Origin of the sequence: Tenuifilum thalassicum, from assembly GCF_013265555.1 — a bacterium.
Lineage (GTDB): Bacteria > Bacteroidota > Bacteroidia > Bacteroidales > Tenuifilaceae > Tenuifilum > Tenuifilum thalassicum.
The window spans coordinates 2,349,964-2,374,419 of record NZ_CP041345.1 but is presented as its reverse complement, the minus strand read 5'-3'; the positions used below and the strand labels follow the sequence as shown (position 1 = coordinate 2,374,419).

Below are 24,456 nucleotides of genomic sequence, written 5' to 3'. Positions count from 1 at the left end.
CCTTCTGCATATCAATCTTTATAGAAAAAATGCTATTTTTGCGGTTCGATAGATGATAGCATTTAAATTATGGATAACACAAAGGAACTTTCTGCAAAATACAACCCGGTTGAGGTTGAGGATAAGTGGTATAAGTATTGGATGGATAAAGGCTTTTTCCGTTCCACACCCGATGAACGCGAACCATACTGCATTGTGATTCCACCACCCAATGTTACTGGTGTGCTTCATATGGGACACATGCTCAACAATACTCTGCAGGATGTGCTAGTTCGTAGGGCTCGTATGAAGGGTAAAAATGCCTGCTGGGTACCTGGAACCGACCATGCCTCAATTGCTACTGAGGCCAAAGTTGTTGCCAAACTGAAAGCCGAAGGAATAGAGAAATCGCAGCTTTCTCGCGATGAGTTTCTAAAGCATGCTTGGGAGTGGAAGGAGAAGCATGGTGGAATTATTCTTGAGCAGCTTAAAAAGTTAGGCGCATCGTGCGATTGGGACCGAACAAGTTTTACCATGGACCCAACGCTGTCGGAAAGTGTTATCCATGTATTTGTCGATTTATTCCGCAAAGGACTAATATATCGTGGTGTGCGAATGGTCAACTGGGACCCTCAGGCCAAAACCGCAGTTTCCGACGAGGAGGTAATATATCGTGAGGTAAAAGGTAAGCTTTACTACCTGAACTATAAGATTGAAGGCGATGATGGTCATGTTACCATAGCCACTACACGCCCTGAAACCATTCTTGGCGATACTGCTGTTTGCGTACATCCTAACGACCCACGCTACGCGCACCTTAAAGGTAAACGCCTTATTGTTCCCCTTATCAATCGTAGTGTGCCTGTTATTTTTGATGAGTATGTAGATATGGAGTTTGGTACAGGTGCTTTAAAGGTTACTCCTGCCCACGATGTGAATGACTACATGCTTGGGGAAAAGTATAACCTTGAGGTAATTGACATTTTTAACGATGACGGAACTTTGAACGAATCCGCACAGCTTTACGTTGGAATGGATAGGTTCGAAGTTCGCAAACAGATTGTTATTGACCTTGAAAAGGCTGGAAATCTGGCTAAGGTTGAGGATTATGTGAATAAGGTCGGGTTTAGTGAACGTACCGATGCGGTTATTGAGCCTAAGCTTTCCATGCAGTGGTTCTTAAAGATGAAAGACCTTGCACAACCCGCTCTCGATGCAGTTGTGAATGGCGATATTAAACTTCATCCACCAAAATTTGTGAATACCTACCGTCACTGGATGGAAAACGTTAAGGACTGGTGCTTATCGCGTCAGCTTTGGTGGGGACATCGCATTCCTGCATGGTATTTACCCGAAGGTGGCTATATAGTAGCCCACAATGAGGAGGAAGCTGTTGAACTGGCGCGTAAACAAACCAATAACCCTAACCTTCAAATTTCCGACCTCCGTCAGGACGATGATGTTCTTGATACCTGGTTTAGCTCTTGGCTATGGCCAATATCTGTTTTCAACGGAATACTTGACCCTGAAAATCCGGATATTAAGTATTACTATCCAACTCACGATTTGATTACTGCACCCGAAATCCTTTTCTTCTGGGTTGCACGCATGATAATTGCAGGGTACGAATACATGGGCGATAAGCCTTTCCGAAATGTTTACCTCACTGGCATCGTTCGCGACCACCTGCGTCGTAAAATGAGTAAGCAGCTTGGTAACTCACCCGACCCACTTGACCTCATAGCAAAATATGGTGCCGATGGCGTACGTGTTGGTATGCTGCTTTGCTCGCCTGCAGGAAACGACCTGCTATTCGACGAAAGCCTTACCGAACAGGGTAGAAACTTTAGCAATAAGATTTGGAATGCTTTTCGCCTAGTTAAGGGATGGCAGGTTGATGAAAATGCTAAACAACCCGAATCGGCAAGGGTGGCTGTGGAATGGTTTAATAATGTGATAAACATGGCCATTGAACAGTGCGACGATGATTTTGAAAAGTATCGCATTTCGGAGGCGTTAATGAACCTTTATAAACTCTTCTGGGACGAATTTTCGTCGTGGTATCTAGAAACTGTAAAACCAGCATACGGTCAGCCTATTGATGCAACAACCTATAATGCTACTCTTGATATTTTTGAGAAAATGCTAGCGTTGCTTCATCCATTCATGCCTTTTATAACCGAGGAGTTATGGCAACATCTGCGTAATCGCGCCGATGGCGAAAGTATCATGGTTAGCCGTATGCCTGAATCGAACGGATTTGATGAAAATCTATTAGACAACTTTGAACGTGTAAAGGGTATTATCGCAGGAATTCGAAATATTCGTCAGGAAAAAAATATTTCGCCTAAACATCATCTTAAGGCTTTAATTAAGACAAATGGCAAGTTAGACAAGGGGCTAGAAGATGTTGTTGTGAAACTTGCTGGACTTGAGGAGTTTGGGTATACCGATGGAAAAGTGGAAGGAGCATCGTCGTTCATGGTAGGTGTTGATGAGGTTTATATTCCTTTAGAAGGCTTGATCGATGTTGAAGAAGAGCGTAAAAAGATTTTGGCGGAACTAGAATACACTCGTGGATTCCTTAATAGCGTTATGAAAAAGCTAAGCAATGAGCGCTTTGTGAATAATGCTCCAGCTAAAGTTGTGGTCATGGAGCAAAAGAAAAAGAGTGATGCCGAAGCTAAGATTAAAGCCTTAGAGGAAAGGTTAAACGAGTTGAAATAATTGATTTTCTGATTGGCTAGAAGGCCCATCTTTCGACACCACACCAACGACACAAGCTAAATTTGGCTGTTTTTACTGGTTAAATTTTGTAGATTTGTGTCGTTGGTGTTTTTTTGTTTAAAGACTAAATTTCTTAAATTGATGAAGATTGATATATTGCTTGATTACAATCCAGTCATTTTGGCGCTTGCTGCCACGCTTTTTACATGGTTTGTAACTGCTCTAGGGGCAGCAATGGTTTTCTTTTTTAAATCTATCAATAAAAAGATACTTAACTCCATGCTAGGTTTTGCTGCGGGTGTAATGATTGCAGCAAGCTTTTGGTCGTTGCTCAATCCTGCCATTCAGATGGCAGAGCAAAATGGTACTACACCTTGGGTGCCTGCAGTCGTTGGTTTTTTATTGGGAGGAGCATTTCTGTTAATTGTCGATAAAGTATTACCTCATCTACATATGGGGCTCTCAATCGATAAGGCCGAAGGTGTTAAGACAACCTGGCAGCGTAGCGTACTGCTTGTCCTTGCAATTACACTACATAACATCCCCGAGGGCCTTGCTGTTGGTGTTGCCTTTGGGGCCTTAGCAAATAATCCGGATTTAGGAATGCTCTCCGGTGCAATTGCTCTTGCGGTTGGTATAGGACTACAAAATTTCCCTGAAGGCGCTGCAGTATCAATCCCGCTACGAAGGGAGGGCTTCTCCCGAACAAGGGCGTTTATGTATGGACAGTTTTCTGGAGTTGTCGAGCCAATAGCTGGGGTGCTAGGTGCCTATTTAGTTCTTACAATCACACCGCTATTGCCCTACGCTCTTTCGTTTGCTGCAGGAGCTATGATTTTTGTTGTAGTTGAAGAGCTAATCCCTGAATCGCAAATGGGCAATGAAACCGATTTATCGACAATAGGAGCCATGCTTGGATTTGCCACAATGATGCTATTAGATGTGGCATTAGGTTAATATCTCTTTTAAGAAGGTTCATGGTCCTATAGCATTTCTGAAAGTTTTGATATGCTTTAGGTGATTTTGAAAATAAATCATGGTTTCGGTTTTGCTTTTTTTCCTATGTAATATATGGTTTGCGTGACATTGGCTTAAAACAGGGGCTGATTAAATAGTTTTTTTCTACAATTTACAAGTATGTTATAAAATCATGTTAATAAACATTGTATTTACACATTGCAGAACAATTGTATTTTGTAGTTTTGGCTAAAATAAAAAATTAGAAACTCATGAACGAATCGCAAATAGTGATGAACCCCAATGAGCTGGTTCGATATCTAAAAAAGCCTGCATCGGAATTTACAAAATCCGATATCATTCGCTTCTGCGAGGAAAATAGCATAGAAATGATTAATTTTCGTTATGTGGCAGAGGATGGCAAGCTTAAAACCCTAAACTTTATAATTTCCTCAAAGGAACATCTCGATTCAATTCTTTCTGCTGGTGAACGAGTAGATGGAAGCAGCCTTTTCTCATTTATTGAGGCAGGTAGTAGCGACCTCTATGTTATTCCACGTTACAGAACTGCCTTTGTTAACCCATTTGCCGAAGTTCCAACTCTTGAAATACTCTGTTCGTTTTACGATAGCACTGGTAAGCCTCTTGAAAGTGCTCCTGAGAACGTGTTAAAAAAGGCTTACGATTTGTTCAAGCAAGAAACTGGCATGACCTTTAAAGCATTAGCAGAGCTTGAGTATTACGTAATAAGCGAACGCGATGATTTTTATCCTGGAGTTGACCAAAAGGGGTACCATGCTTCTGAACCATTCGCTAAATGGGAAATGCTACGGCGTGAGGCTTTAATCTACATTGCTCGTGCAGGTGGAAAGGTGAAGTATGGCCATTCAGAAGTGGGTTGCTTTATGACCGACCAATATCTTTATGAGCAGCACGAAATTGAGTTCCTCCCAATGCCTGCCGAAGAAGCTGTTGAGCAGCTTGTGATAGCCAAATGGATTGTGCGTATGCTTGGTTATCGTTATGGTGTGGAAATTAGTTTTGCTCCTAAAATAACAGTTGGCAAGGCTGGCAGTGGCTTGCATTTCCACATGATGGTTGAGAAAGATGGAAAGAATCTTATGGTGGAAAATGGAAAGCTAAGCGATACTGCCAAAAAGATGGTTGCTGGTATCCTTGATGCTGCAGATGCTCTTACCGCATTTGGTAATACCATTCCCACATCATATTTAAGATTAGTACCACACCAAGAAGCACCAACCAATATCTGTTGGGGCGAGCGCAATCGTTCAGTGGTAATCCGTGTCCCTTTGGGCTGGATTGGTGCAGAAAATATGGTAAAGCATGCTAATCCTAATGACGACAGCCAGTATGCTCAAATGGAAAGTAAACAAACTGTTGAGTATAGAGTTGCCGATGGCTCTGCAAATCCTTATCTAACTATCGCAGGCCTTATTACTGCTGCACTTGATGGGTTGCGCAGACCTGATGCTCTTGAACTGGCCGATAAACTTTACGTAAATGTTAACATTTTTAGGCCAGAGTTTAAGGAAAAGCTTGCCAGCCTAAAACAGTTACCTGCTTCGTGCTGGGAATCGGCAGAAGCACTTGAGGCTAAAAGACAAAAGTTTGAAAAGGATGGCATTTTTCCAAAGGGGATGATTGATGCCATTGTTGCAAAGCTTAAGTCGTATAACGATAAAGGCTTGAGCGAGAAACTTTACGGGAACAACGAGGAGATTGCTAAGCTGGTTTCCCAGTTCATCCATATAGCATAATCTTTCAGATATGATAATAGGAGCCGGCTTAGTAAAGTCGGCTTTTTTATTAGAGTTTTACTCCTATCCCAAAATTGATATGCCCCGCTATGTTCACAAAACTTGCATGGCCTTGGTTTATAGGAAGCCTTGCATATGCCCCAGTAACCTTAAGGCCAAGTATACCATAAACCTTGTTTGCAAAGTATAGGTTTCGTTTTGCACTAAAGGCAAAAACAGGCCCAGTCAAATAATATCCCATATCCCAATCGTCGGTTGAACTTCCAAATTCCATTTCCCTAATTTCCGATTCGGGATGGGCGATCACAAATCCCAAACCAATGCTGGTTGAATATTCATTCCAAGAATACCCATAGCTGGCTATTAACATGTTAAAACCATGGGAAACATTAAACTTGCTTACTGTTGGGTTGGTGTTGTTCAGATAAAGTTTATGGTGAATAAATTCTATACTTGCAAACTGACTATTTTTACCTTCTCTTCCTACCTGAACTGCCCAATAAACTGGTAGCGTGAAGGGCTCGGTCCTGAACTGGGCATTCATCTTAATTGAAGGGTAACCTTCCTGGTAAATGTTTAGTGGTAGTGGGACGTTGTAAACAACACCCCCATTTGTATTTACAAACCACTGGCAGTTGGCTATGTTTGGCTTAATAGTAAGAAGAAATGTTGCTGCTATTGAAATGCTATAGCCAACTCTTAAGATGTTGTGCAATTTTCTCCGAAGCCTTACCATTGCCATACAAGTCGATATTAAAATTAGATTCTTTGCTCGACATCTCATGGAATGCATTTAAAATTGCATCGGAACTAGCACCTGCTAAGCGATTAAATCCATTCTCAACTAGTTCAACCCATTCTGTTTGTTCACGGAGCGTTATGCAATGTTTCCCGAAAAAGAAAGCTTCTTTCTGTAGACCTCCGCTATCGGTCATAACCATCTTGCTATTGCTAATTAGCATTAGCATGTCGAAATAGCCAACAGGCTCAATGATAGTAAAATCGGTACTGATAGATGTGCTTTTGAGTATCTTTTGGGTCCTTGGATGCAGAGGAACAACAACCCTTACCTCTTTGTTTATTCGATTCAGACCATCTATGATTTGCTTTAGCTTAGTTTGGTCGTCGGTGTTTTCTTGTCGATGTATAGTTGCTAGAACAAAATCAGAGGTAAGACCAAGCCTCTCAATGATTTTAGATGATGATTTTGCCTTATCAAGATAGAAGTATGCGGCATCCTGCATCACATCACCGCTTTTTACTATTTGCGCATTAAAATTTTCGTAGCCTTCGTTTTTTAGATTTTTAACTGCTGTGTCGGTAGGGCAAAAAAGTAGGTTTGAAATGCGGTCGGTCAGAATACGATTGACCTCTTCGGGCATTGCCATATTAAATGAGCGTAAACCAGCTTCAACATGAATAACTCGGACATGTTGCTTCACTGCAGCTAAAGCTCCAGCTAGTGTTGAGTTGGTATCTCCATAAACCATTACCGCCGATGGTGTTTCTTTGAGTATGATTTCCTCCAGCTGTTCAAGCATTCGCCCTGTCATTGCTCCATGGCTTAAACTATTTATTTTTAGGTTGTACTGGGGCGATGGAATGCTCATCTCCTTAAAAAACACATCCGACATGTTTTTGTCGAAGTGCTGACCAGTGTGAACAATTATTTCTGGAATTTCAATTTTTTGGAACTGACGGCTAACCGCAGCTGCTTTTATAAATTGTGGCCTTGCCCCAAGTACAGTTAGTATTGCTTTTTTACTCATTTTCTGTAATCTCATTTAAAATTTTAGCTAGTTTGCCTGTTAACTCTTTTCTTGAGTATTTGTTACTTGCTGTCTTAACAGTGTTTAATCCCCCTGATTTATAAAGATTGTAATATTTCAAAATTAGCTGCTTAGTGCCATCAAAATCGTTAAAATCAACTATATTGCCAGCATCGGTTTCTTGAATAATTTCAGCCAAGTCACCATCTGTTGGCCCAATTGCAAGTATTTGCTTGCCCATGGCAAGGTATTCAAAAAATTTGCCAGTAACAATCCCTTTGGCGTTAGGCGTATTGTTCACTACAAGTAAAAGTACCTGTGAACTCATTTGTAATTCAAGTGCCTCGTTGTGTGGAACTGTTCCAAGGTACTCAAAGTTTTTTTCAAGGTTGTTGTTCTTTATTGCATCAATTACCGATGAGTCTATTTGACCCGCTATTTTAATTTCTAGCTTTGATGCAAACTCGTTATCGTTAGAGCAAATTAATCGCAGAGCTTGCCACAGAGTTAGCGGATTCCTAGCCGAATTCATAGTTCCTACATAGCAGATAGTGAAGTTATTGTTGTTGGGGGCTAGTTTTGATGGAATATCTTCAATGTCGAAACCATTGGTAATTACTGAAATGTTTTTGCAGCCTAATTCTTCAAACTCGCGCTTCATCTGTTTTGATACAACAATAACCTGGTTGCTCGACTTCAAAACTTTTTGTTCTAGCCTATGATGAATAATATCTGCTAGCCTGGTTAATTTTAATTCCTTGTAGAAGTCGATATTTGTCCATGGGTCTCGAAAATCAGCAATCCATGGAATATTACATCTCTTTTTAATCTTAAATCCAATAAGGTGCATGGAGTGGGGTGGCCCCGTAGTGATAATAGCATCAGCCGGATTCTCCTTCAGGTAATTGCACAAAAACTTTACTGATGGGCGAACCCAAAAAATTCGGGGGTCGGGAATTAAAAGGTTACCTCTTAACCATATAAACAGTTTGTTTAATGCCCCCTTTTTACTTTTTTCATTGTTTGCAAACCCTAGGCCTAAATTTTCACCTTTTTTCCCGGTGAGCGATTTGTAAATTTTGTATGGTTCCCAAATAGGGCGTTTTATAACCTTTGCTTTTTCTGGAATATCTTTTAATAGCGATTTGTCTTCATAAAAAAATTCAGGGTTTTCAGGAGTGTAGATAACAGGTTCCCAACCATAATTTGGTAGATACTTCACAAATTTTAGCCAACGCTGTACGGCAACACCCCCGGCAGGGGGCCAGTAGTAGGTGATAATTAGAACTCGTTTTTGTGAAGTGCTTCCCATATCCTAAATTTTTGTAAAGATATACTGTTTGTCAATCTTCACAAAAACAAGAAAGGTGGCAAAGCCACCCTTCTAGTCGAATTTTTAGGTTTATTACATTCCTACAATTCTAATTTCGGTTCTTCTGTTTTGTTGGTGTTCTTCTTCGGAGCATTTAACTCCATCGGCACAGTGGTTTTTAAGCATGGTTTCACCATACCCCTTAGCGGTAATCCTATCTCTTGAGACACCATGGTTAACTATATAATCAACAGCCGATTGGGCTCTTTTCTGCGATAGAATTTGATTCGATTTAGAACTTCCCCTTGAATCGGTATGCGAGCCAAGCTCAACCTTAATGTTTGGATTATCTTTAAGAAACTGTACTACCTTGTCAAGTTCAACAGCAGCATCGGGTCGAATGTTCCATTTCCCTAAATCGTAGTATATGTTAGGAATCTCAATACGTTTGTTAAGTTCCACTTTTTCAAAGGCAAGGTCTATGAATTTATCCGCATTAACCCAGCCTGGGGTAATATTCTCAGTTGAATACTCTGCCCGCTTACTAAATAATCCCTCTTTTGAGAAAAGCAAGTTGTATTTTGTGTTTTGCTCTAGTTTGACTCTGAACTCACCTGCGGAGTCGGTTAGGACAATTAAGGTGTCATTGGTTTGCTGATTAACTACTTGTAATTTTACATCAGGAATTACTTCGTGAGATTCTTTGAAATAAACCTTACCAAATATACCCCAGAAGGGTAGTGGGTCCAGATATAAATCATGATGAATGGTATCCGATGCTGGTTTTGATGCGGGTAAACTTAAAGCGGTTGAGTAAGGCTTATAGCCATCAATTTCGGCAGTGATGAAATAATTGTTATCGAGTTTAATATTAAAGACAAAATCGTTATTCCTATCGCTTTTTAGAGCTACAGTGTTTCCTTTTTCGTCTTTAAGATGAATCGTTGCATTAGATAATCGTTCTTTAGTATTGGAATCATAAACGTTTCCAGCTAAAGTCGTACCTAAATCTAATGTGTAAAACTTATATATATCGTCATCACCTTTGCCACCAGGTCTGTTTGATGCAAAGAACCCAAATTTTTTATCCTTGTCGATATAAAAAGAGAAGTCGTCTTTTTCTGAATTAATAGGTGAGCCTAGGTTTATGACAACAAAGCCATTGCCTTTAGGTGTGGCCATGTAAATATCTAGCCCGCCGAGTCCTGCGTGTCCGTTCGATGTGAAATAGAGAATGCCCGATTCATGAATGAATGGGAACATCTCATTACCTTCGGTATTGATTTCTGGTCCAAGATTCTGTGGTTTAGTCCAACCCGAATCGGTTCGTTCCACCATGTAAATGTCGGTTCCGCCATAGCCGCCTGGCATGTCTGAGGCAAAGTATAGCTTTTTGCCATCTGCCGATATAGAGGGATGCCCACAGGAGTAATCACTACTATTAAAAGGTAACTCTTTTGGAGAAGATAAAACGCCATTTACTATTTTGGAGTGAAATATTTTTAACGATACTGTTTTTTCTTTTCCTTTAACTGGAAATACTTTGAGGAAAGAGTTATTACGAGTAAAAAATACTTCATCTCCATTCTTTGTAAAACAAATTGGTCCGTCGTGGTACTTGGTGTTAACCTTGTCCTTGAAGAAATTCGGAGAAGAGACATTTCCCTTTAAATCAACTTCGTATACATCAAGATATGGAGCCTCTTTCCAAGGGTATTCATAGTTAACAATAGCATCCTCTCTACGCTCAGAAACAAAGTAAAGCTTATCGTCATAGTAGAATGGTCCAAAATCGGAGTATTTTGAATTAAACTCAACTTTTTGGAGTTTAAATCGTGATAACGACTTAAACTTTGATATTTTCTCTTTAATGTTGGCTTGCCTATCGGCTCTGGTGTCATTTTCAACAAGATTCTTGTACTTGTTTAAGTATTCATCCGCTTTATCGTAATTCCCAATAAACATATAGGCATAAGCCAAGTTGTAAACGTCTTCGGGAACGAAGTTGCCTGATTTTACTAGAAGTTCAGTGTATTTTATGGATTCTTCTGCATTGTTGAGTTTTAAATATGAACTAGCCAAGTTTCTGTAAATCTTTTCATTGGTAAAATTTCGTCTAACTAAGGTTTCATACCTTTTAATAGCTCGAACATAGGCGTAATTCTCGTAGGCCCTATCGGCCCATCTCTCAACAAGTGTGTATAGCAATGAGTCGATACCTCTGACTTTAGCTTGGGTATAGTGAGGTTTGAATGATAGCAAACTAAAAACTATTAGCAGAACCTTAAAGGATAACGATATATTCTTCATTTTCTATTCCATTAAAAGTAACGTGGTGATTTAACCTTTCCTGTGGTTAGTTTTTCAAAATCAAAACTGAGCATTATTTCATGGGTCCCCCTATTGTAGCTGTTCAGTCGGCTCAGTGAAAAGTCATATCCGTAGCCGACTGTCAGCTGGTTGCTAATTTTAAAGTTAAAGAAAATGCCTGCTGCATCTCCTAACCGATACATGGCACCAACCCAAATGAAATCACGATAAAGAAACTGGGCAGTAATATCGGTTGACAATGGAGCACCACCAACCGCTTTTGCAATAAAAGATGGCTTGAACAACCATTCGCTATTCAGCTGCCAAACGTATCCGGCAATTATGTAATAGTGTCTTTTTAGCTGGTCGGAATTCGTGATATTCTGCTCGTCTACTGATGTTTGAAAAATTTTTGGCATTGAGAACCCTACATAGTACTTATCGGAATATAAGTAAAATCCAAACCCAAGATTTGGAGTTAAACGTCTTTCATTTGAAAGAAATGCCTCATCTAATGGGTCTCGCACATATATATCGGCTAAACCCACATAGTACTGATTGAGTCCGCCTTTTAATCCCATCGATAATGTCAAATCTTCATTCAACTTTAACCTATAGGCATAATTTGCAGTAAAATAATTATTCCTTACAGGTCCGATTTTATCGGATACAATTGTAAAACCTACTCCAATGTTCTGATTTATCACGGGTGAGTGCATTGCCAAGCTAAATGTTTTGGGTGCTCCACGCATACCCACCCATTGAATTCGACTTAGCATGTTAACATTAAGGGAGTTTGTTGTTCCTGCATACGCTGGGTTAACCGATACAGTGTTAAACATGTACTGTGTGAACATCGGCTCTTGCTGTGCAAGTGTGAGCTCTGAAAACGATACAATACTCACAATTGCTAAAATTATACTTATCGATTTTGAAATTCTTGTAATCATAACTCAAAAAATATTTTTTTGGTTAATCCATACGTTTTAAGTATACATAACCACTATACTTCTTGCCATTATCTTTTATTTCAAGGATGTAGAAATAGGTTCCCGAAGGTAATTTTGTTCCTAATCCATTTCTCATATTGTTGGTTCCATCCCAATCGTTCTTATAGTTGTCTGATTTGTAAACGATATTGCCCCAACGGTTATAAATTCTTATGGAAACCTGTTGAAATTGCTCAAGACCGCCAATTTCAAAGGTGTCGTTATGAATACCATCACCGGGTGAGATTCCTTCGGGAATATCTAAACCTGTCTCAACTTCAGTAATATTAACGGTTATTATCGCATCGTCAGTATTACCATCGGTATCAGCAGCTCTAACTTCCAGATAATAAACAGGTGTTGCCTTTGAATTTAGTTTAGTATTATCAACTACAGTTATTAAACCGCTGGATGGTTCTATGGCAAAAATACCATCCATATCACCATTTATGATGTTGTAGCTAATTGCCTGGCCGTCAGCATCGGTGTCGCCTAGGGTATTATCGTCGTTCACATCGTAAACTGATGTGCCGTTGGGTGCATCCTCGGGGATGCTGGTTGTGTGGTCGGAGATGGCAGGGCCATTTTCGGGAACATCGGTAATGTTCACGGTAATGGTTGCATCGTCGGCGTTGCCATCGGTATCCACTGCGTGAACGGTAAGGGCGTACGATGTGGTTGTCTCGTAGTCGAGGTTGGTGTTGTCGGCAACGGTTATCTGTCCGGTATTTGGGTCGATGCCAAAGATTCCGTCGGCGTTACCCGCAGTTATGCTGTAGGTGATAGCCTGACCATCGGCGTCGGTATCGCTACCCGAGTTATCGTCGTTCACATCGTAAACCGATGTGCCATTTGCGGCATCCTCTGGGATGCTGGTTGTGTGGTCGGAGATGGCGGGGCCATTCTCAGGCACGTTGGTGATGTTGACGGTGATAACAGCGTCATCCGAGTTTCCATCAGTATCCACGGCATGAACGGTAAGGGCGTATGAGGTGGTGGTCTCGTAGTCGAGGTTGGTGTTGTCGGCCACGGTTATCTGTCCGGTATTTGGGTCGATGTCAAATATGCCGTCGGCGTTACCCGCGGTGATGCTGTAGGTTATTGCCTGGCCGTCGGCGTCGGTATCGATGCCCGAATTGTCGTCGTTCACGTTGTAAACCGGTGTGCCGTTGGGTGCATCCTCGGGGATGCTGGTTGTGTGGTCGGAGATGGCGGGGCCATTCTCGGGCACGTTGGTGATGTTGACGGTGATAACAGCATCATCCGAGTTTCCATCGGTATCCACGGCATGAACGGTCAGGGTGTATGAGGTGGTTGTCTCGTAGTCGAGGTTGGTGTTGTCGGCAACGGTTATCTGTCCGGTATTTGGGTCGATGTCAAATATGCCGTCGGTGTTACCTCCGGTGATGCTGTAGGCTATTGCCTGGCCGTCGGCGTCGGTGTCGCCTAGGGTATTGTCGTCATTTACATCGTAAACTGATGTGCCGTTGGGGGCATCCTCTGGTAAATCAACAGTTTTATCTGAAATTACTGGAGAATATTCGGCTAAGTTGTTCAAATTTATCGTAATAATTGCAACATCGGTTAGGGTGCCATCGCTAGCCTCAACGGTCAGGCTGAAAGAGGTGGTGGTCTCGTAGTCCAGCTTGGTGGCGTCAGCAACCGTAATATTGCCAGTCGATGCGTCTATTGCAAACGCTCCGCTTCCGTTACCTGCAGTTATGCTGTAAGAGATAGCATCGCCATCCACATCTGTGTCGCTGTTCGTGTTGTCGTCGTTTACATTATACACTAAGGTCCCGTTGGATGTGTTCTCATCGATGGTTGTGCTACCGTTTGAGATGGAGGGGGCCTCGTTAATACCATTAAGGTTGATGGTGATGGTGGCAACATCGGTTAGGGTTCCATCGCTAGCCTCAACGGTCAGGCTGAAAGAGGTGGTGGTCTCGTAGTCCAGCTTGGTGGCGTCGGCAACCGTAATATTGCCAGTCGATGCGTCTATTGCAAACGCTCCGCTTCCGTTACCTGCAGTTATGCTGTAAGATATGGCATCGCCATCCACATCTGTGTCGCTGTTCGTGTTGTCGTCGTTTACATTATACACTGATGTCCCGTTGGATGTGTTCTCGTCGATGGTTGTGCTAGCGTTTGAGATGGAGGGGGCCTCGTTAATACCATTAAGGTTGATGGTGATGGTGGCAGCATCGGTTAGGGTTCCATCGCTAGCCTGAACGGTCAGGCTGAAAGAGGTTGTGGTCTCGAAGTCCAGCTTGGTGGCGTCATTAACCGTAATCTCTCCGGTTGAAGAGTTTATTGCAAAAGCATTGCTACCGTTACCAGCCGTAATGCTGTAGGTGATGGCATCGCCATCAATATCGGTATCGTTACCGGAGCTGTCATCATTCACGTTAAACACCGAAGTTCCGTTGGGCGAGTTCTCGTCGATGCTCACGCTAGCATCGGAGATTGCAGGAGCCTCGTTGACATCGTTAAGGTTGATGGTAATCGTTGCATTGTCTGTAAGGGTACCATCTGAAGCCTGAACGGTGAGGTTGAAGGTGCTAGTTGTCTCGAAGTCGAGCTTGGTTGCATCAGCAACGGTAATCTCTCCGGTAGATGGGTTTATTGCAAACGCACCGCTACCGTCACCAGCCGTAATGCTGTAGGAGATGGCATCGCCATCAATATCGGTATCGTTACCGGATCTGTCATCATTCACGTTAAACACCGAAGTTCCGTTGGGCGAGTTCTCGTCGATGCTCACGCTAGCATCGGAGATTGCAGGAGCCTCGTTGACATCGTTAAGGTTGATGGTAATCGTTGCATTGTCGGTGAGTGTACCATCGGAAGCCTGAACGGTGAGGTTGAATATGCTGGTTGTCTCGAAGTCGAGCTTGGTTGCATCAGCAACGGTAATCTCTCCGGTAGATGGGTTTATAGCAAACGCACCGCTTCCGTTACCAGCCGTAATGCTGTAGGAGATGGCATTGCCATCAATATCGGTATCATTACCGGAACTGTCATCATTCACGTTAAACACCGAAGTTCCGTTGGGCGAGTTCTCGTCGATGCTCACGCTAGCATCGGAGATTGCAGGAGCCTCGTTGACATCGTTAAGGTTGATGGTAATCGTTGCATTGTCGGTGAGTGTACCATCGGAAGCCTGAACGGTGAGGTTGAATATGCTGGTTGTCTCGAAGTCGAGCTTGGTTGCATCAGCAACGGTAATCTCTCCGGTAGATGGGTTTATAGCAAACGCACCGCTTCCGTTACCAGCCGTAATGCTGTAGGTGATGGCATTGCCATCAATATCGGTATCATTACCGGAACTGTCATCATTCACGTTAAACACCGAAGTTCCGTTGGGCGAGTTCTCGTCGATGCTCACGCTAGCATCGGAGATTGCAGGAGCCTCGTTGACATCGTTAAGGTTGATGGTAATCGTTGCATTGTCGGTGAGTGTACCATCGGAAGCCTGAACGGTGAGGTTGAATATGGTGGTTGTCTCGAAGTCCAGCTTGGTGGCGTCAGCAACCGTAATATTGCCAGTCGATGCGTCTATTGCAAACGCTCCGCTTCCGTTACCTGCAGTTATGCTGTAAGAGATGGCATCGCCATCCACATCTGTGTCGCTGTTCGTGTTGTCGTCGTTTACATTATACACTGATGTCCCGTTGGATGTGTTCTCGTCGATGGTTTTGCTACCGTTTGAGATGGAGGGTGAGTCGTTAACTGCATTGATAGTTATGGTTACAGTAGCGACATCAGAATCCGGATTGGTAGCATCACCATCCTGAATTGTATAGGTGAAACTATCGCTTCCGTTGTAATTTGCATCTGGAGTATAAGTAAAGGTTCCATCCAGATTGTCGACCAAAGTACCATGGCTAGGATTGGTGTGAGAGATTATTGAAATCCCATTCCCATCCTTGTCCTCATCGTTTGAAAGGACATATAGGGTAACTTGGTTGTCTTCGTCGATTGTTTTATAATCGTCATTAGCAACAGGGGCTTCATCCACATCAATTACAGTTATGTTGTCGGACTTTACATCGCTACCTCCTTTGCCATCGTTTGTATAAACTTGAACTTTAGCTGAACCGCTGAAATTTAAGATTGGTGTAAATGTTGCACCGTTCAAAGCGTTATTAATATCTGTAAGAGCGCCAGAGAAGGTCAAGTTACTTGTACCATTCCCCACTAATCCATTTAAACCAGTGGTTTGGGAAAGGTTAAACACACCATTAGAAACGTAAATAGTTACAGTTTGGTCATCACCATTGGCATCAGAAATATTGAGTTCTGCAGATGTGTAAGTAATCGTTTGGTCTTCGTTAATTGAATGCGATGTTGGTAATGTTACAACCGGAGCATTATTCGGATCGGTTACAAGGATGTTAATGGTTTCATTGTCGCGAGTTTCAGCCGGGGTTCCAGCTTGTTGATCCCAAGTATCAATTACAACCGATGCGTTACCTGTAAAATTGTTGGTTGGTGTAAATGTTGCACCATCAAGGGCACTGTTTACATTGGCTAAACCACCAGTAAATGAAACATTGGCTGTTCCGTCACCAGTAACCGATGTTAAACCAGCAGTGGTAGCAAGCGTGAATGTACCGTTGGTAACTGTAATGGTTACATTCTGGTCATCGTTATCGTTATCGGTTATATATATCTTGTTGGCATTAACATCGTTAAAAGTAAGGTTGGTATTCTTTTCTACAACCTCATCAAGTTTACCTGCATAAATGTATGGAGGGTCGTTTGTGCCTTGAATGTTTATTGCTAATGTAGAAGATCCTTGCCCATGGTGTGGATCTTCGATGGTATAAGTGAAATTGTCGGTTAAACTTTGACCAACTTTTAGGGCTTGAACAGATGGATTTGAGTTGTCGGGTTTATAAATAAAACTACCATCGCCATACCATGTGAGTGTTCCATAAGCACTCCTTATCACAGAAGAGTATGAACTATTTACCATTTTAACCTCAACACCAGTAATCCCGTCAGGATCGGAATCGTTACCCAATAATCCAGGTGCTGATTGAATGAGGTTTGCGTCTTGATCAACTGAGTATGAGTCGGCAACTGCAACAGGATTGTTGTTTTCCCCTTTAATCACGAAGGTAATTGTAGCAGTATTAGATGAAACTGTTCCATCGGTAATTGTATAGGTGAAAGTTTCCGAAACGCTTTCTCCATAGTTTAATACTGAGATTGCAGGATTGGTTTCATCAGGGTCGTAGTTGAATGATCCGTCCGCATTAACTACAAGGGTACCGTTCAGCGAGCCAGTTGCACTAACTGTTGGGCTTACGTTTATTGGGTTGCTATCAGGATCAAGGTCGTTTTCCATTACTCCTGGAGCGGCTTTTGTAAGTGTGTTGCTTTTGAACACGGAATAGTCATCGTTGGCTGCATAAGGAGCATCGTTACCTGTAGTGTTTATCAGAATAATTGTTCTATGAAAAACGTTACTTTCTCCATTGTTTGGGTCGACAACTTTTACTGCCACAGCGCGATTAGCATTACTAGTAGCAAGAGTTGAAGAGAATTCAACAGAACCAATAACTGTCCTGTAATTGTCAATTGTTGCATCTCCTGATAAAGTTAAAATGCCGGTTGAATTATCGTAGGTTCCGGTGATCCCAAATTCGGGGGTGAATGAAAGCACATCTTCGCCACCTGGCACAAAACCGGTAGTTATGGATATGGTGGCCATTTTTAAATGATCGTCATCGAGATCTGTTATTTCAGGAAGAGGAAGTACTTGAAGATTACCAGAAGTATACACAGCAGCCTCATTTGAACCTGAAATAGCTGGATTGTCATTTACAGGCACAACGGTAATTGTTGAAGTTGCAATTTTAGAGTCAATCTTCCCATCATTAACAGTAATCTCAATTGTTCTATCTCCCGGGGTTGGATCTTCGCTATAGTTTCTATAGGTTAACGAAGAAATTGCTGTCATGTAATCAGCAAAGGAGGCGTCTCCATAGAATCTTATTTTACCTGGAGTGAGTATTGAAAAGTCTCTCAGAATTCCTGATGGTAATGAGAATGGCACTTCGATATCTTCAAATGTACCATCTATTTTGTTGGTTAACGTGATAATTGCTTCGGAAATAGTAGTTCCATCGGCATCGGTTATTTCGGCATCGGAATCAACAAAGGTAATTTTACCATCACCCTCGGTATAGGTTGTTTTAAAGTCGTTTCCTGTAGCACCAGAGCTATTATCCTTATCCAAATCGATGTTTGGACGGTTGGTGTATATTACTGTAGTTTGTGCTAACGGGTCGTTAGATAAATATTCATCGCTAACCTCAACAGTAATAACCCTATTGGTCATATTAGGAGAGGTGTTGGTATTGCTATAGGTAATGTTTTTAAGAACACGCTCATATTCCAGAAGTGATTTTCCTAGGCTTGTGAGAGTAACTTTTGTGGGCGTTATGTTTACCGTTATGCCATACTGATCGGCGTAATTTTGGCCAGTAGTAGTTATTCCAAGAGTTTCCTCGGGGTCTAGCGGATTAGTTAATGTTACCACAGCTCGCTTAAGGCTGTTAGGTGAATCGGCATCACGAATAAAGACATCCTCATCGGTAACTTTATAGGTTGTTGTTTCTCCCACGGCAAAACCAATCTGGTAGTCGTTACCCGAAACGCCGCTACTGTTATTTCTGTCCAAATCAACTTCGGGATTTGATATTGCCACACAGTTGTTAATTCTTACAATAAAGCCAAGATTATTATCGTAGTCACATTCCAGGGTTGGTGAATTTATGGTTCCAGCCTGAAGGGGTAGATTCAGAGGGGTTCCATCAACCCTAAAATGGCTATGGTTAACCAAAACATAGAGGTTCATCTTGCCATCGTTATTCGGGTCTTTTACCTCGCCGGAAAGCGTGTATGTTTCACCCGGTTCAATGTTAACGGGTATAAGCATGCTATCGAGATAAACGGCCCCTGGTTGGTATGGGTCACCATCGTAGAATGCAATTGGAGTATATCGGGGTATTTTCCATGAACCATGGTTCTCGAAGGTAAGTGTAAATTTCACAGTACCATCAATAGGGCATTGCGAAAGATCGAATTCAACATTTTCGGTGGTGATATCGCCAGTAGCAAAAGTCGGCTGCCCTTCAAAGGTGAGGTAGGTTGTTTGAACCAAAAACTGATTGAAAGCCGTATTAAAGTCATCATGAAACCATGGCGAGATAAAGTCTTGCTGCTCCACAGGAATTGAGAGGTCATCGTTAATATTGGTAACAAAATAGCCGTGCTGGTTCCAAGTCTTGCGTGCTGGAACCCACGGTGCATCGGCAGAACGATAGACGCTAATCCAACCCAAACCATCGGAATAGGGGGATGGCCCATTCCCATATTGTGCAGTAACAATAATTTCAGCTTGACCGTCATTGTCGGCATCGGCAACCAATGGGTAGTCTGTTCTTGTCCCAGAACGAGATGTTACCCTTGCCAGCTCTCTACCATCGGCTCCACTCCAAACATAAAGGTACTCCTCGTCACTATAAACCACTTCGGCAGAACCATCGCCCTCAAAGTCAAAGACAGTACTACCTGTTTGGGCAGAACCATCGTCAAGCCCATTTTTACGCCATTTAAGAGTTAAGTCTGTTTCAAGTACTACATACTCGTTTTGTCCAGCAGTTGCAATTTCCAATTCTCCATCCCCATCAAAATCGGCTACATTACATCTACCCGATTTACTATTTTTATTAGGGAATTGGTATGCAACTCCTATTTGTTTTAGCTCCATTGGGTCGTAGGCATATATGTAGGAGTAGCCGTCATCACCATTAGTAGTAACAATCACATCGGCATGCTTATCGCCATTCAGGTCGCCAAGACTTGTGTAACCATCGGCACTGGAAATGGTTGCCCCGCTTGATGTGACAATATTCCCAGCTGGGAATTCTGCTGCAAGAATTAGGCTAAAAGTCCCTGTAGTGCTATAGTTTGTAGCATCAACCAGGTAAATCTGATTGCCGGCAATCAACTCCAATCCATTAGCTTCTGGGCCAAAAGCACCAACTCCATCAGGATCCAAATCGCTTTCATTAAAAACATTATAGGCAATGGGCCAGGAATCATTTTGGCTATGCTTACCCATGTTGCCAGTGCCTGAAGCTAAAAGGTCGCCAGTTATGGCATTATAAATTTTATTACCTACATATACCTCGGGTATGCCATCCTGATTAAAATCGGCTAGCTGTGGTGATTGCTGATTGCTAGTAACAGAGTTTTGTGTGAATTCACTTGGTAATTCAAGGGACTTGGTGGTTGGGTTAAACTCTAGCCTAACAAGGTTAGCGGAGTTATCTACAAGAAAAATATCCCCATTCCCATCATTATCTACATCACCTAGTGCAACCTGAGTAAAGGCATGGCTGGTTACAGCAAAATCGGCAATATGCTTACCGTTTATTCCACTAAATACTTGTACTTTCCCATCGGTTCCACCATCTTTTCCAACTAGTTCCGGTACTCCATCAGAATCTAAATCCCCCACGAAAACAGCACAACGCTGGTCAATTGGGAATGGTGGTGTTCCCGATAATGTACCACCATTTGCCTCGTTCGTATTAAACTTCTCCTGAAGCGACCATGTGTAAAAAACCGGTGGTTTGGCACTACACTCGGGGATAGGTAGGTTATAAAAGAAATATGAACATTGTGAATTTCCTCTACAATCACTATCATAACAATCGATTAACCCATCTCCATCATTATCCTTCCCATCGTTGCATACCTCCTGGGCAGTTGCAAAACCATACGAAAGCACAAAAACCTGCACTATGGCTAAGAATCGAATAATTAGTTTTTTAACGCTCATTTTTATCTATTTATAAGAAATTAAATAATATCGTAAATTTTAATCAAAAAAAAATTAATTTAATGTTGATCAACTATCGCTTTCAAACATGTTACCACTTAAAACCTAAAATGTATACGAGGCTATTATACAAAGGTTCAACGTATTAAAAATATTTTCAAATTTCATATTACTATTTTTGACTAATATTGCCAATAATTTGACAAATGTTTATTAAAGTGCTTTGTTGCACGAATGTGTGCCCTGAATATTTATTAAGAGTAAAATGTGAGGTGGGTGTACACTCATTATATTTATTATTTGAGACAATATCCAATAAAAGATTTGTAATAACTTTGGAAAAGCATAACTAAACCTATAAAAACCATGGTACTACTAAAAATCATCTCGTGGATAATTCTAATTTATGGGATTATTGCCTTAATCATAAGAAAGATTAATTTATCAAGGTTAAAACTTCCCCTGGCAGTAGCATCGAGCATTGCGGGTGCTATTCTTGTTGTACTCCTATCGCTTATTGTAGTTGTAGGGCCTCAGGAGGTTGCCGTTGTCACAACACCAAGCGGGGTTCGCCCCGAGCCATTGCATACCGGTTGGCACATCATTGCTCCATGGAACAACATTCATTACATGGATAAGACTGTTTGGGTGTACACCTGTGCAAATGCCCAAGGTGAAGGCGAAAAACCAAATTCCGATGCCATTTGGGCACCAACAAAGGATGGGATCAAACTTGGGTTTGATGTATCTGTTTCGTGGCGTATTGATGCCAACCAAGCTCCTTGGATTTACCAAAACGTTACCGAAAACGATGGTGGTCGATCGGGACGTTATATCTGGCTTGAAGAGAATGTTATAAGAGCTAAACTGAAATCGGCTTTAGCATTAACTGTTTCAGGCTTTACGCCAATTGAAGCTTACAGCACTAAACGCAACGATATACAACAAGAGATTTTACAAAGATTGAAGTCAGAATGCCAGCAATACCGCATAATTATTGATAATGTTGATGTTAGGGAGGTCTACTATAACGAGGAGTATGAAAAAGCAATTAATGCCAAAAAACTTGCCGAGCAGGAAGCCCTCCGTCTAATTGAGGTGACCAAACAGAAGGAGGAGCAGCTAAAACAAGCCACAATCGATAAAAATATTGCTATTGAAAAGGCTAAAGGGGAATCGGAAGCGCTTAAGATTAAAGGTCAATCCATAAGCAGCAATCCCAAAATTATCGAGTTGGAGTGGATTAACAAATGGAATGGTCAGCTACCAACCTACATGATGGGAAACGGACAGGGAATTATGGTGAACCTGAACAATAAGTAGTTTCGCAATAATACCAAAGAGCCCCTTAGGTTCTTTGGTATTGTTATTGATAAATTAAACTGTAATAAGAGTTTAATGTTTGGAGTATTGAAAAATATTTCAGCATTAGATTAACTTTATGTAACTTATGTGAAAGTCAATACAATATAATATATTCTGTGAAATTATTTTAGTGAGACTAAATATCTTAAAATTGCTAGATTATGAAAAAGTTCCTTTTACCAGCGCTGCTATTGCTATTTACTGTTGCTTGCATGGCACAGGTCGATGTAAATCAAATACCAAAGTGGTATAATGAACCACCTAAATCAATTTGGAAGATATATGCGTCAGGTACTGCTACTGCTCCAACGGTTGAAATTGCTGAAAAAAAGGCTACCATTGATGCCAAGGTGCAACTAGCAAGGAAAGTAGGAAGTGTGGAGTATAAGCGTAAGAATAAGGAGGTTATTGCATCTGAGGTTGTTAAGGCTGAACTTCGTGATGTTAAAGTGGAACGCAAAATGACGATTTCAAACCAAAAAATGCATACAGTTTTTGTTTTGGTTTCAATGAAAAAGAAACATTTAAAAAAGGCCAAGATTTAGGGAAAGATTTAAAAGTTCCATTGAACTTTGAAGTATGCTAGCTGTCCAAGGTTTGGGTATTCATCGTTGCTATTGCCAGTTAGCAGCATGCCATTCAGTGCAAGGGTTAGATTATTGGAAGCTGAATATCCAATTCCAGGTATAATTGCAGCTGAACCATCCGAAGGGTTTGCCAGAATTGATATTGATGGGGTGAAAAGTGTTCGGATTGTGGTGTTAAATCCTACAAAAAGGTTTACTTTCCCTTGGCTTAGCATCATGGGGCTTTGAATTCGTGGTTGTATTAGACTTAACGGTTCTCTAACGTTTTTACTCCCAAACGAGTTGTATAGTAAGCCAAATTGCATAAAGCTACCATCACCAAATGACCGGTCAGCCGAAAGTGTTGCTAATACGCCATTGCTATAATTGTTGTTATCCTTGAAAAAAATGGAAAATTCGCTTCTTACAGCAAATTGTCCCAAGCCCGAAGTGAAACCTCCTCCAATCACATAATGGGTAGGCATTCGAGCAGCAATAATTTGTGCATCTGTTGAGAGAATATTGGTTCGATATCTAACTCCATAGGTGCTGCTGTCGGCCGACCTTCCAGGACTGAAAACAAGTTCTGCAAAAGCAAGTGTGCCAGTGTAGTATTTTAGTGTGATGGCATCTGTTCCCCTTCGTTCGGGGTATTCAATGTCTAGGTATGAGAATGTGTTGAAAATATCGTTGGGGTTCCATACCAAATCAATTCCCCAGTTTACGCGCTGTCTACCTATTGTTAGTTCGATGTCGTGGTAAGTGAACTGTGCAAAAAGCCTGTCAAACTCGGTATGACCAACAAACGAACGCGCATTGGCCCAAATGAATGAAAGGTCGAGGTAGCCGCTATTATCATCGAGAAATGAAGCGTAATCTGGAATGAATTCAACAAAATCGCCATAAATAAATCTGTTCCTAACTTGTGCTTCAAACTTAAGGAAGTCAAATGATTGCCATCTGAACTCCAACCTATTGTCAATGGTTTGGTCGTTAAACCATACTAACGTGTCGGGGTGAGGGATAAATAGATTGTTAAGCAGCTTTAAATGGCCCTTGAAGTTTTGTGCATTGACATTTAAAACAAAAAGAGTAACAGGTAGTATGAGGATAATCCTAATTTTTTTCATCTTTTTATTGTTGAGCAGTGTCCGACTTAATTTTACCATCTTCCAGTAGTATTACTCTGTGGGCTTTGCTTACTACTCGTTGGTCGTGGGTTGAAAATATAAACGTTACTCCTTCTTCCCTGTTTAGCTGCTCCATGATTGAAAGCAAGTTCTCAGCCGATTTGCCATCGAGGTTGGCTGTTGGTTCATCGGCAAGGATGAACTTAGGTTTTGAGGCTAATGCTCTTGCTACAGCAACTCTTTGCTGTTGTCCGCCTGAAAGTTTGTTAGGACGAGTATTATACCTATCTCCTAAGCCAACCTTTTCAAGCATTTCCTTAGCTATTTTTTTTCGCTCATTTGCGGGTATGCCTTGTAGCTGCATTATTAGCTCTACGTTCTCGCCTGCGGTTAGCACAGGAATCAGGTTATATGATTGAAAAACAAATCCAATATTTCGTAATCTGAAATCAATTAACTTAGAGCCTTTAAGCGTATTGAGCCAAGAATCTCCAATTCTGATTTTTCCATCAGTTGGCTCGTCGAGTCCACCAAGAAGGTTTAGAAGCGTGGTTTTTCCCGAGCCCGATGGACCTACAATGGCTGTGAATTCACCTTTTTCAACCTTTAGGTTGATGTTGTCAAGGGCGATAACCTTAATCGCCGAGTCGTTGTATATTTTTTGTAAACCTTCTACTTCAATTATTGCCATGGTTATAATGTTTTAATGTT

General features: G+C 41.5%; 13 protein-coding genes. 5 read left to right on the top strand and 8 right to left on the bottom strand.

Annotated elements, in window-relative coordinates:
* Positions 1–69 precede the first annotated feature (69 nt).
* The 3 genes from FHG85_RS09825 (at position 70) to FHG85_RS09815 (ending at position 5,441) form a co-directional block, all read left to right on the top strand.
* Positions 70–2,706 carry a valine--tRNA ligase gene (locus tag FHG85_RS09825; protein WP_173075381.1) on the top strand — a complete coding sequence of 879 codons (2,637 nt, stop codon included), beginning with the start codon at positions 70–72 and terminating at the stop codon, positions 2,704–2,706.
* A 141-nt stretch (positions 2,707–2,847) separates the two neighbouring features.
* Positions 2,848–3,663, top strand: a complete 816-nt coding sequence (locus FHG85_RS09820; RefSeq protein WP_173075379.1) for a ZIP family metal transporter — start codon at positions 2,848–2,850, stop codon at positions 3,661–3,663.
* Positions 3,664–3,935: 272 nt separating this feature from the next.
* Positions 3,936–5,441, top strand: coding sequence for a glutamine synthetase family protein (locus FHG85_RS09815; protein ID WP_173075377.1), 1,506 nt, complete (start codon positions 3,936–3,938; stop codon positions 5,439–5,441).
* 49 nt (positions 5,442–5,490) lie between these two features.
* On the opposite strand, the gene FHG85_RS09810 is transcribed toward FHG85_RS09815, so the two are convergent.
* From FHG85_RS09810 to FHG85_RS09785, 6 genes are all read right to left on the bottom strand, one after another.
* On the bottom strand, positions 5,491–6,183 hold the full coding sequence (locus FHG85_RS09810) for a hypothetical protein (RefSeq protein ID WP_173075375.1): 693 nt from the start codon (positions 6,181–6,183) through the stop codon (positions 5,491–5,493).
* Positions 6,128–7,210, bottom strand: coding sequence for a non-hydrolyzing UDP-N-acetylglucosamine 2-epimerase (wecB, locus tag FHG85_RS09805; RefSeq protein WP_173075373.1), 1,083 nt, complete (start codon positions 7,208–7,210; stop codon positions 6,128–6,130). Before wecB ends, FHG85_RS09810 begins: the two co-directional genes overlap by 56 nt.
* Complete coding sequence (locus FHG85_RS09800; RefSeq protein ID WP_173075371.1) at positions 7,203–8,522, bottom strand: glycosyltransferase family 4 protein; 1,320 nt, start codon at positions 8,520–8,522, stop codon at positions 7,203–7,205. The genes wecB and FHG85_RS09800 overlap by 8 nt, the downstream gene beginning before the upstream one ends.
* A 93-nt stretch (positions 8,523–8,615) precedes the next feature.
* Positions 8,616–10,832 (bottom strand): OmpA family protein, encoded by a 2,217-nt coding sequence (locus tag FHG85_RS09795; RefSeq protein WP_173075369.1) that lies wholly within the window; start codon positions 10,830–10,832, stop codon positions 8,616–8,618.
* Positions 10,833–10,843: 11 nt separating this feature from the next.
* Positions 10,844–11,782 carry a PorP/SprF family type IX secretion system membrane protein gene (locus FHG85_RS09790; protein ID WP_173075367.1) on the bottom strand — a complete coding sequence of 313 codons (939 nt, stop codon included), beginning with the start codon at positions 11,780–11,782 and terminating at the stop codon, positions 10,844–10,846.
* A 22-nt stretch (positions 11,783–11,804) separates the two neighbouring features.
* Positions 11,805–20,684: a cadherin domain-containing protein gene (locus tag FHG85_RS09785; protein ID WP_173075365.1), complete on the bottom strand. Its 8,880-nt coding sequence runs from the start codon at positions 20,682–20,684 to the stop codon at positions 11,805–11,807.
* 366 nt (positions 20,685–21,050) lie between these two features.
* Between FHG85_RS09785 and FHG85_RS09780 the strand changes: the two genes are divergently transcribed.
* Positions 21,051–22,007, top strand: coding sequence for a prohibitin family protein (locus tag FHG85_RS09780; RefSeq protein ID WP_173075362.1), 957 nt, complete (start codon positions 21,051–21,053; stop codon positions 22,005–22,007).
* Between the two features lie 203 nt (positions 22,008–22,210).
* Complete coding sequence (locus FHG85_RS09775) at positions 22,211–22,594, top strand: hypothetical protein (protein WP_173075360.1); 384 nt, start codon at positions 22,211–22,213, stop codon at positions 22,592–22,594.
* 8 nt (positions 22,595–22,602) lie between these two features.
* Here FHG85_RS09775 and FHG85_RS09770 read toward each other — a convergent pair whose 3' ends face one another.
* Together FHG85_RS09770 and FHG85_RS09765 are read right to left on the bottom strand one after the other, a co-directional pair.
* On the bottom strand, positions 22,603–23,745 hold the full coding sequence (locus FHG85_RS09770) for a hypothetical protein (RefSeq protein WP_173075358.1): 1,143 nt from the start codon (positions 23,743–23,745) through the stop codon (positions 22,603–22,605).
* A gap of 4 nt (positions 23,746–23,749) precedes the next feature.
* Entirely contained in the window at positions 23,750–24,436 is a 687-nt protein-coding gene (locus FHG85_RS09765) for an ABC transporter ATP-binding protein (RefSeq protein WP_173075355.1), read from the bottom strand.
* Positions 24,437–24,456: the final 20 nt, after the last annotated feature.

What these genes read in the sequence shown, in the direction of transcription:
- FHG85_RS09800 (WP_173075371.1), bottom strand. Translation starts at nt 8,522, where the DNA reads ATGGGAAGCACTTCACAAAAACGAGTTCTAATTATCACCTACTACTGG.
- FHG85_RS09795 (WP_173075369.1), bottom strand. Translation starts at nt 10,832, where the DNA reads ATGAAGAATATATCGTTATCCTTTAAGGTTCTGCTAATAGTTTTTAGT.
- wecB (WP_173075373.1), bottom strand. Translation starts at nt 7,210, where the DNA reads ATGAGTAAAAAAGCAATACTAACTGTACTTGGGGCAAGGCCACAATTT.
- FHG85_RS09825 (WP_173075381.1), top strand. Translation starts at nt 70, where the DNA reads ATGGATAACACAAAGGAACTTTCTGCAAAATACAACCCGGTTGAGGTT.
- FHG85_RS09780 (WP_173075362.1), top strand. Translation starts at nt 21,051, where the DNA reads ATGGTACTACTAAAAATCATCTCGTGGATAATTCTAATTTATGGGATT.
- FHG85_RS09820 (WP_173075379.1), top strand. Translation starts at nt 2,848, where the DNA reads ATGAAGATTGATATATTGCTTGATTACAATCCAGTCATTTTGGCGCTT.
- FHG85_RS09810 (WP_173075375.1), bottom strand. Translation starts at nt 6,183, where the DNA reads ATGGCAATGGTAAGGCTTCGGAGAAAATTGCACAACATCTTAAGAGTT.
- FHG85_RS09770 (WP_173075358.1), bottom strand. Translation starts at nt 23,745, where the DNA reads ATGAAAAAAATTAGGATTATCCTCATACTACCTGTTACTCTTTTTGTT.
- FHG85_RS09775 (WP_173075360.1), top strand. Translation starts at nt 22,211, where the DNA reads ATGAAAAAGTTCCTTTTACCAGCGCTGCTATTGCTATTTACTGTTGCT.
- FHG85_RS09815 (WP_173075377.1), top strand. Translation starts at nt 3,936, where the DNA reads ATGAACGAATCGCAAATAGTGATGAACCCCAATGAGCTGGTTCGATAT.
- FHG85_RS09765 (WP_173075355.1), bottom strand. Translation starts at nt 24,436, where the DNA reads ATGGCAATAATTGAAGTAGAAGGTTTACAAAAAATATACAACGACTCG.
- FHG85_RS09785 (WP_173075365.1), bottom strand. Translation starts at nt 20,684, where the DNA reads ATGAGCGTTAAAAAACTAATTATTCGATTCTTAGCCATAGTGCAGGTT.
- FHG85_RS09790 (WP_173075367.1), bottom strand. Translation starts at nt 11,782, where the DNA reads ATGATTACAAGAATTTCAAAATCGATAAGTATAATTTTAGCAATTGTG.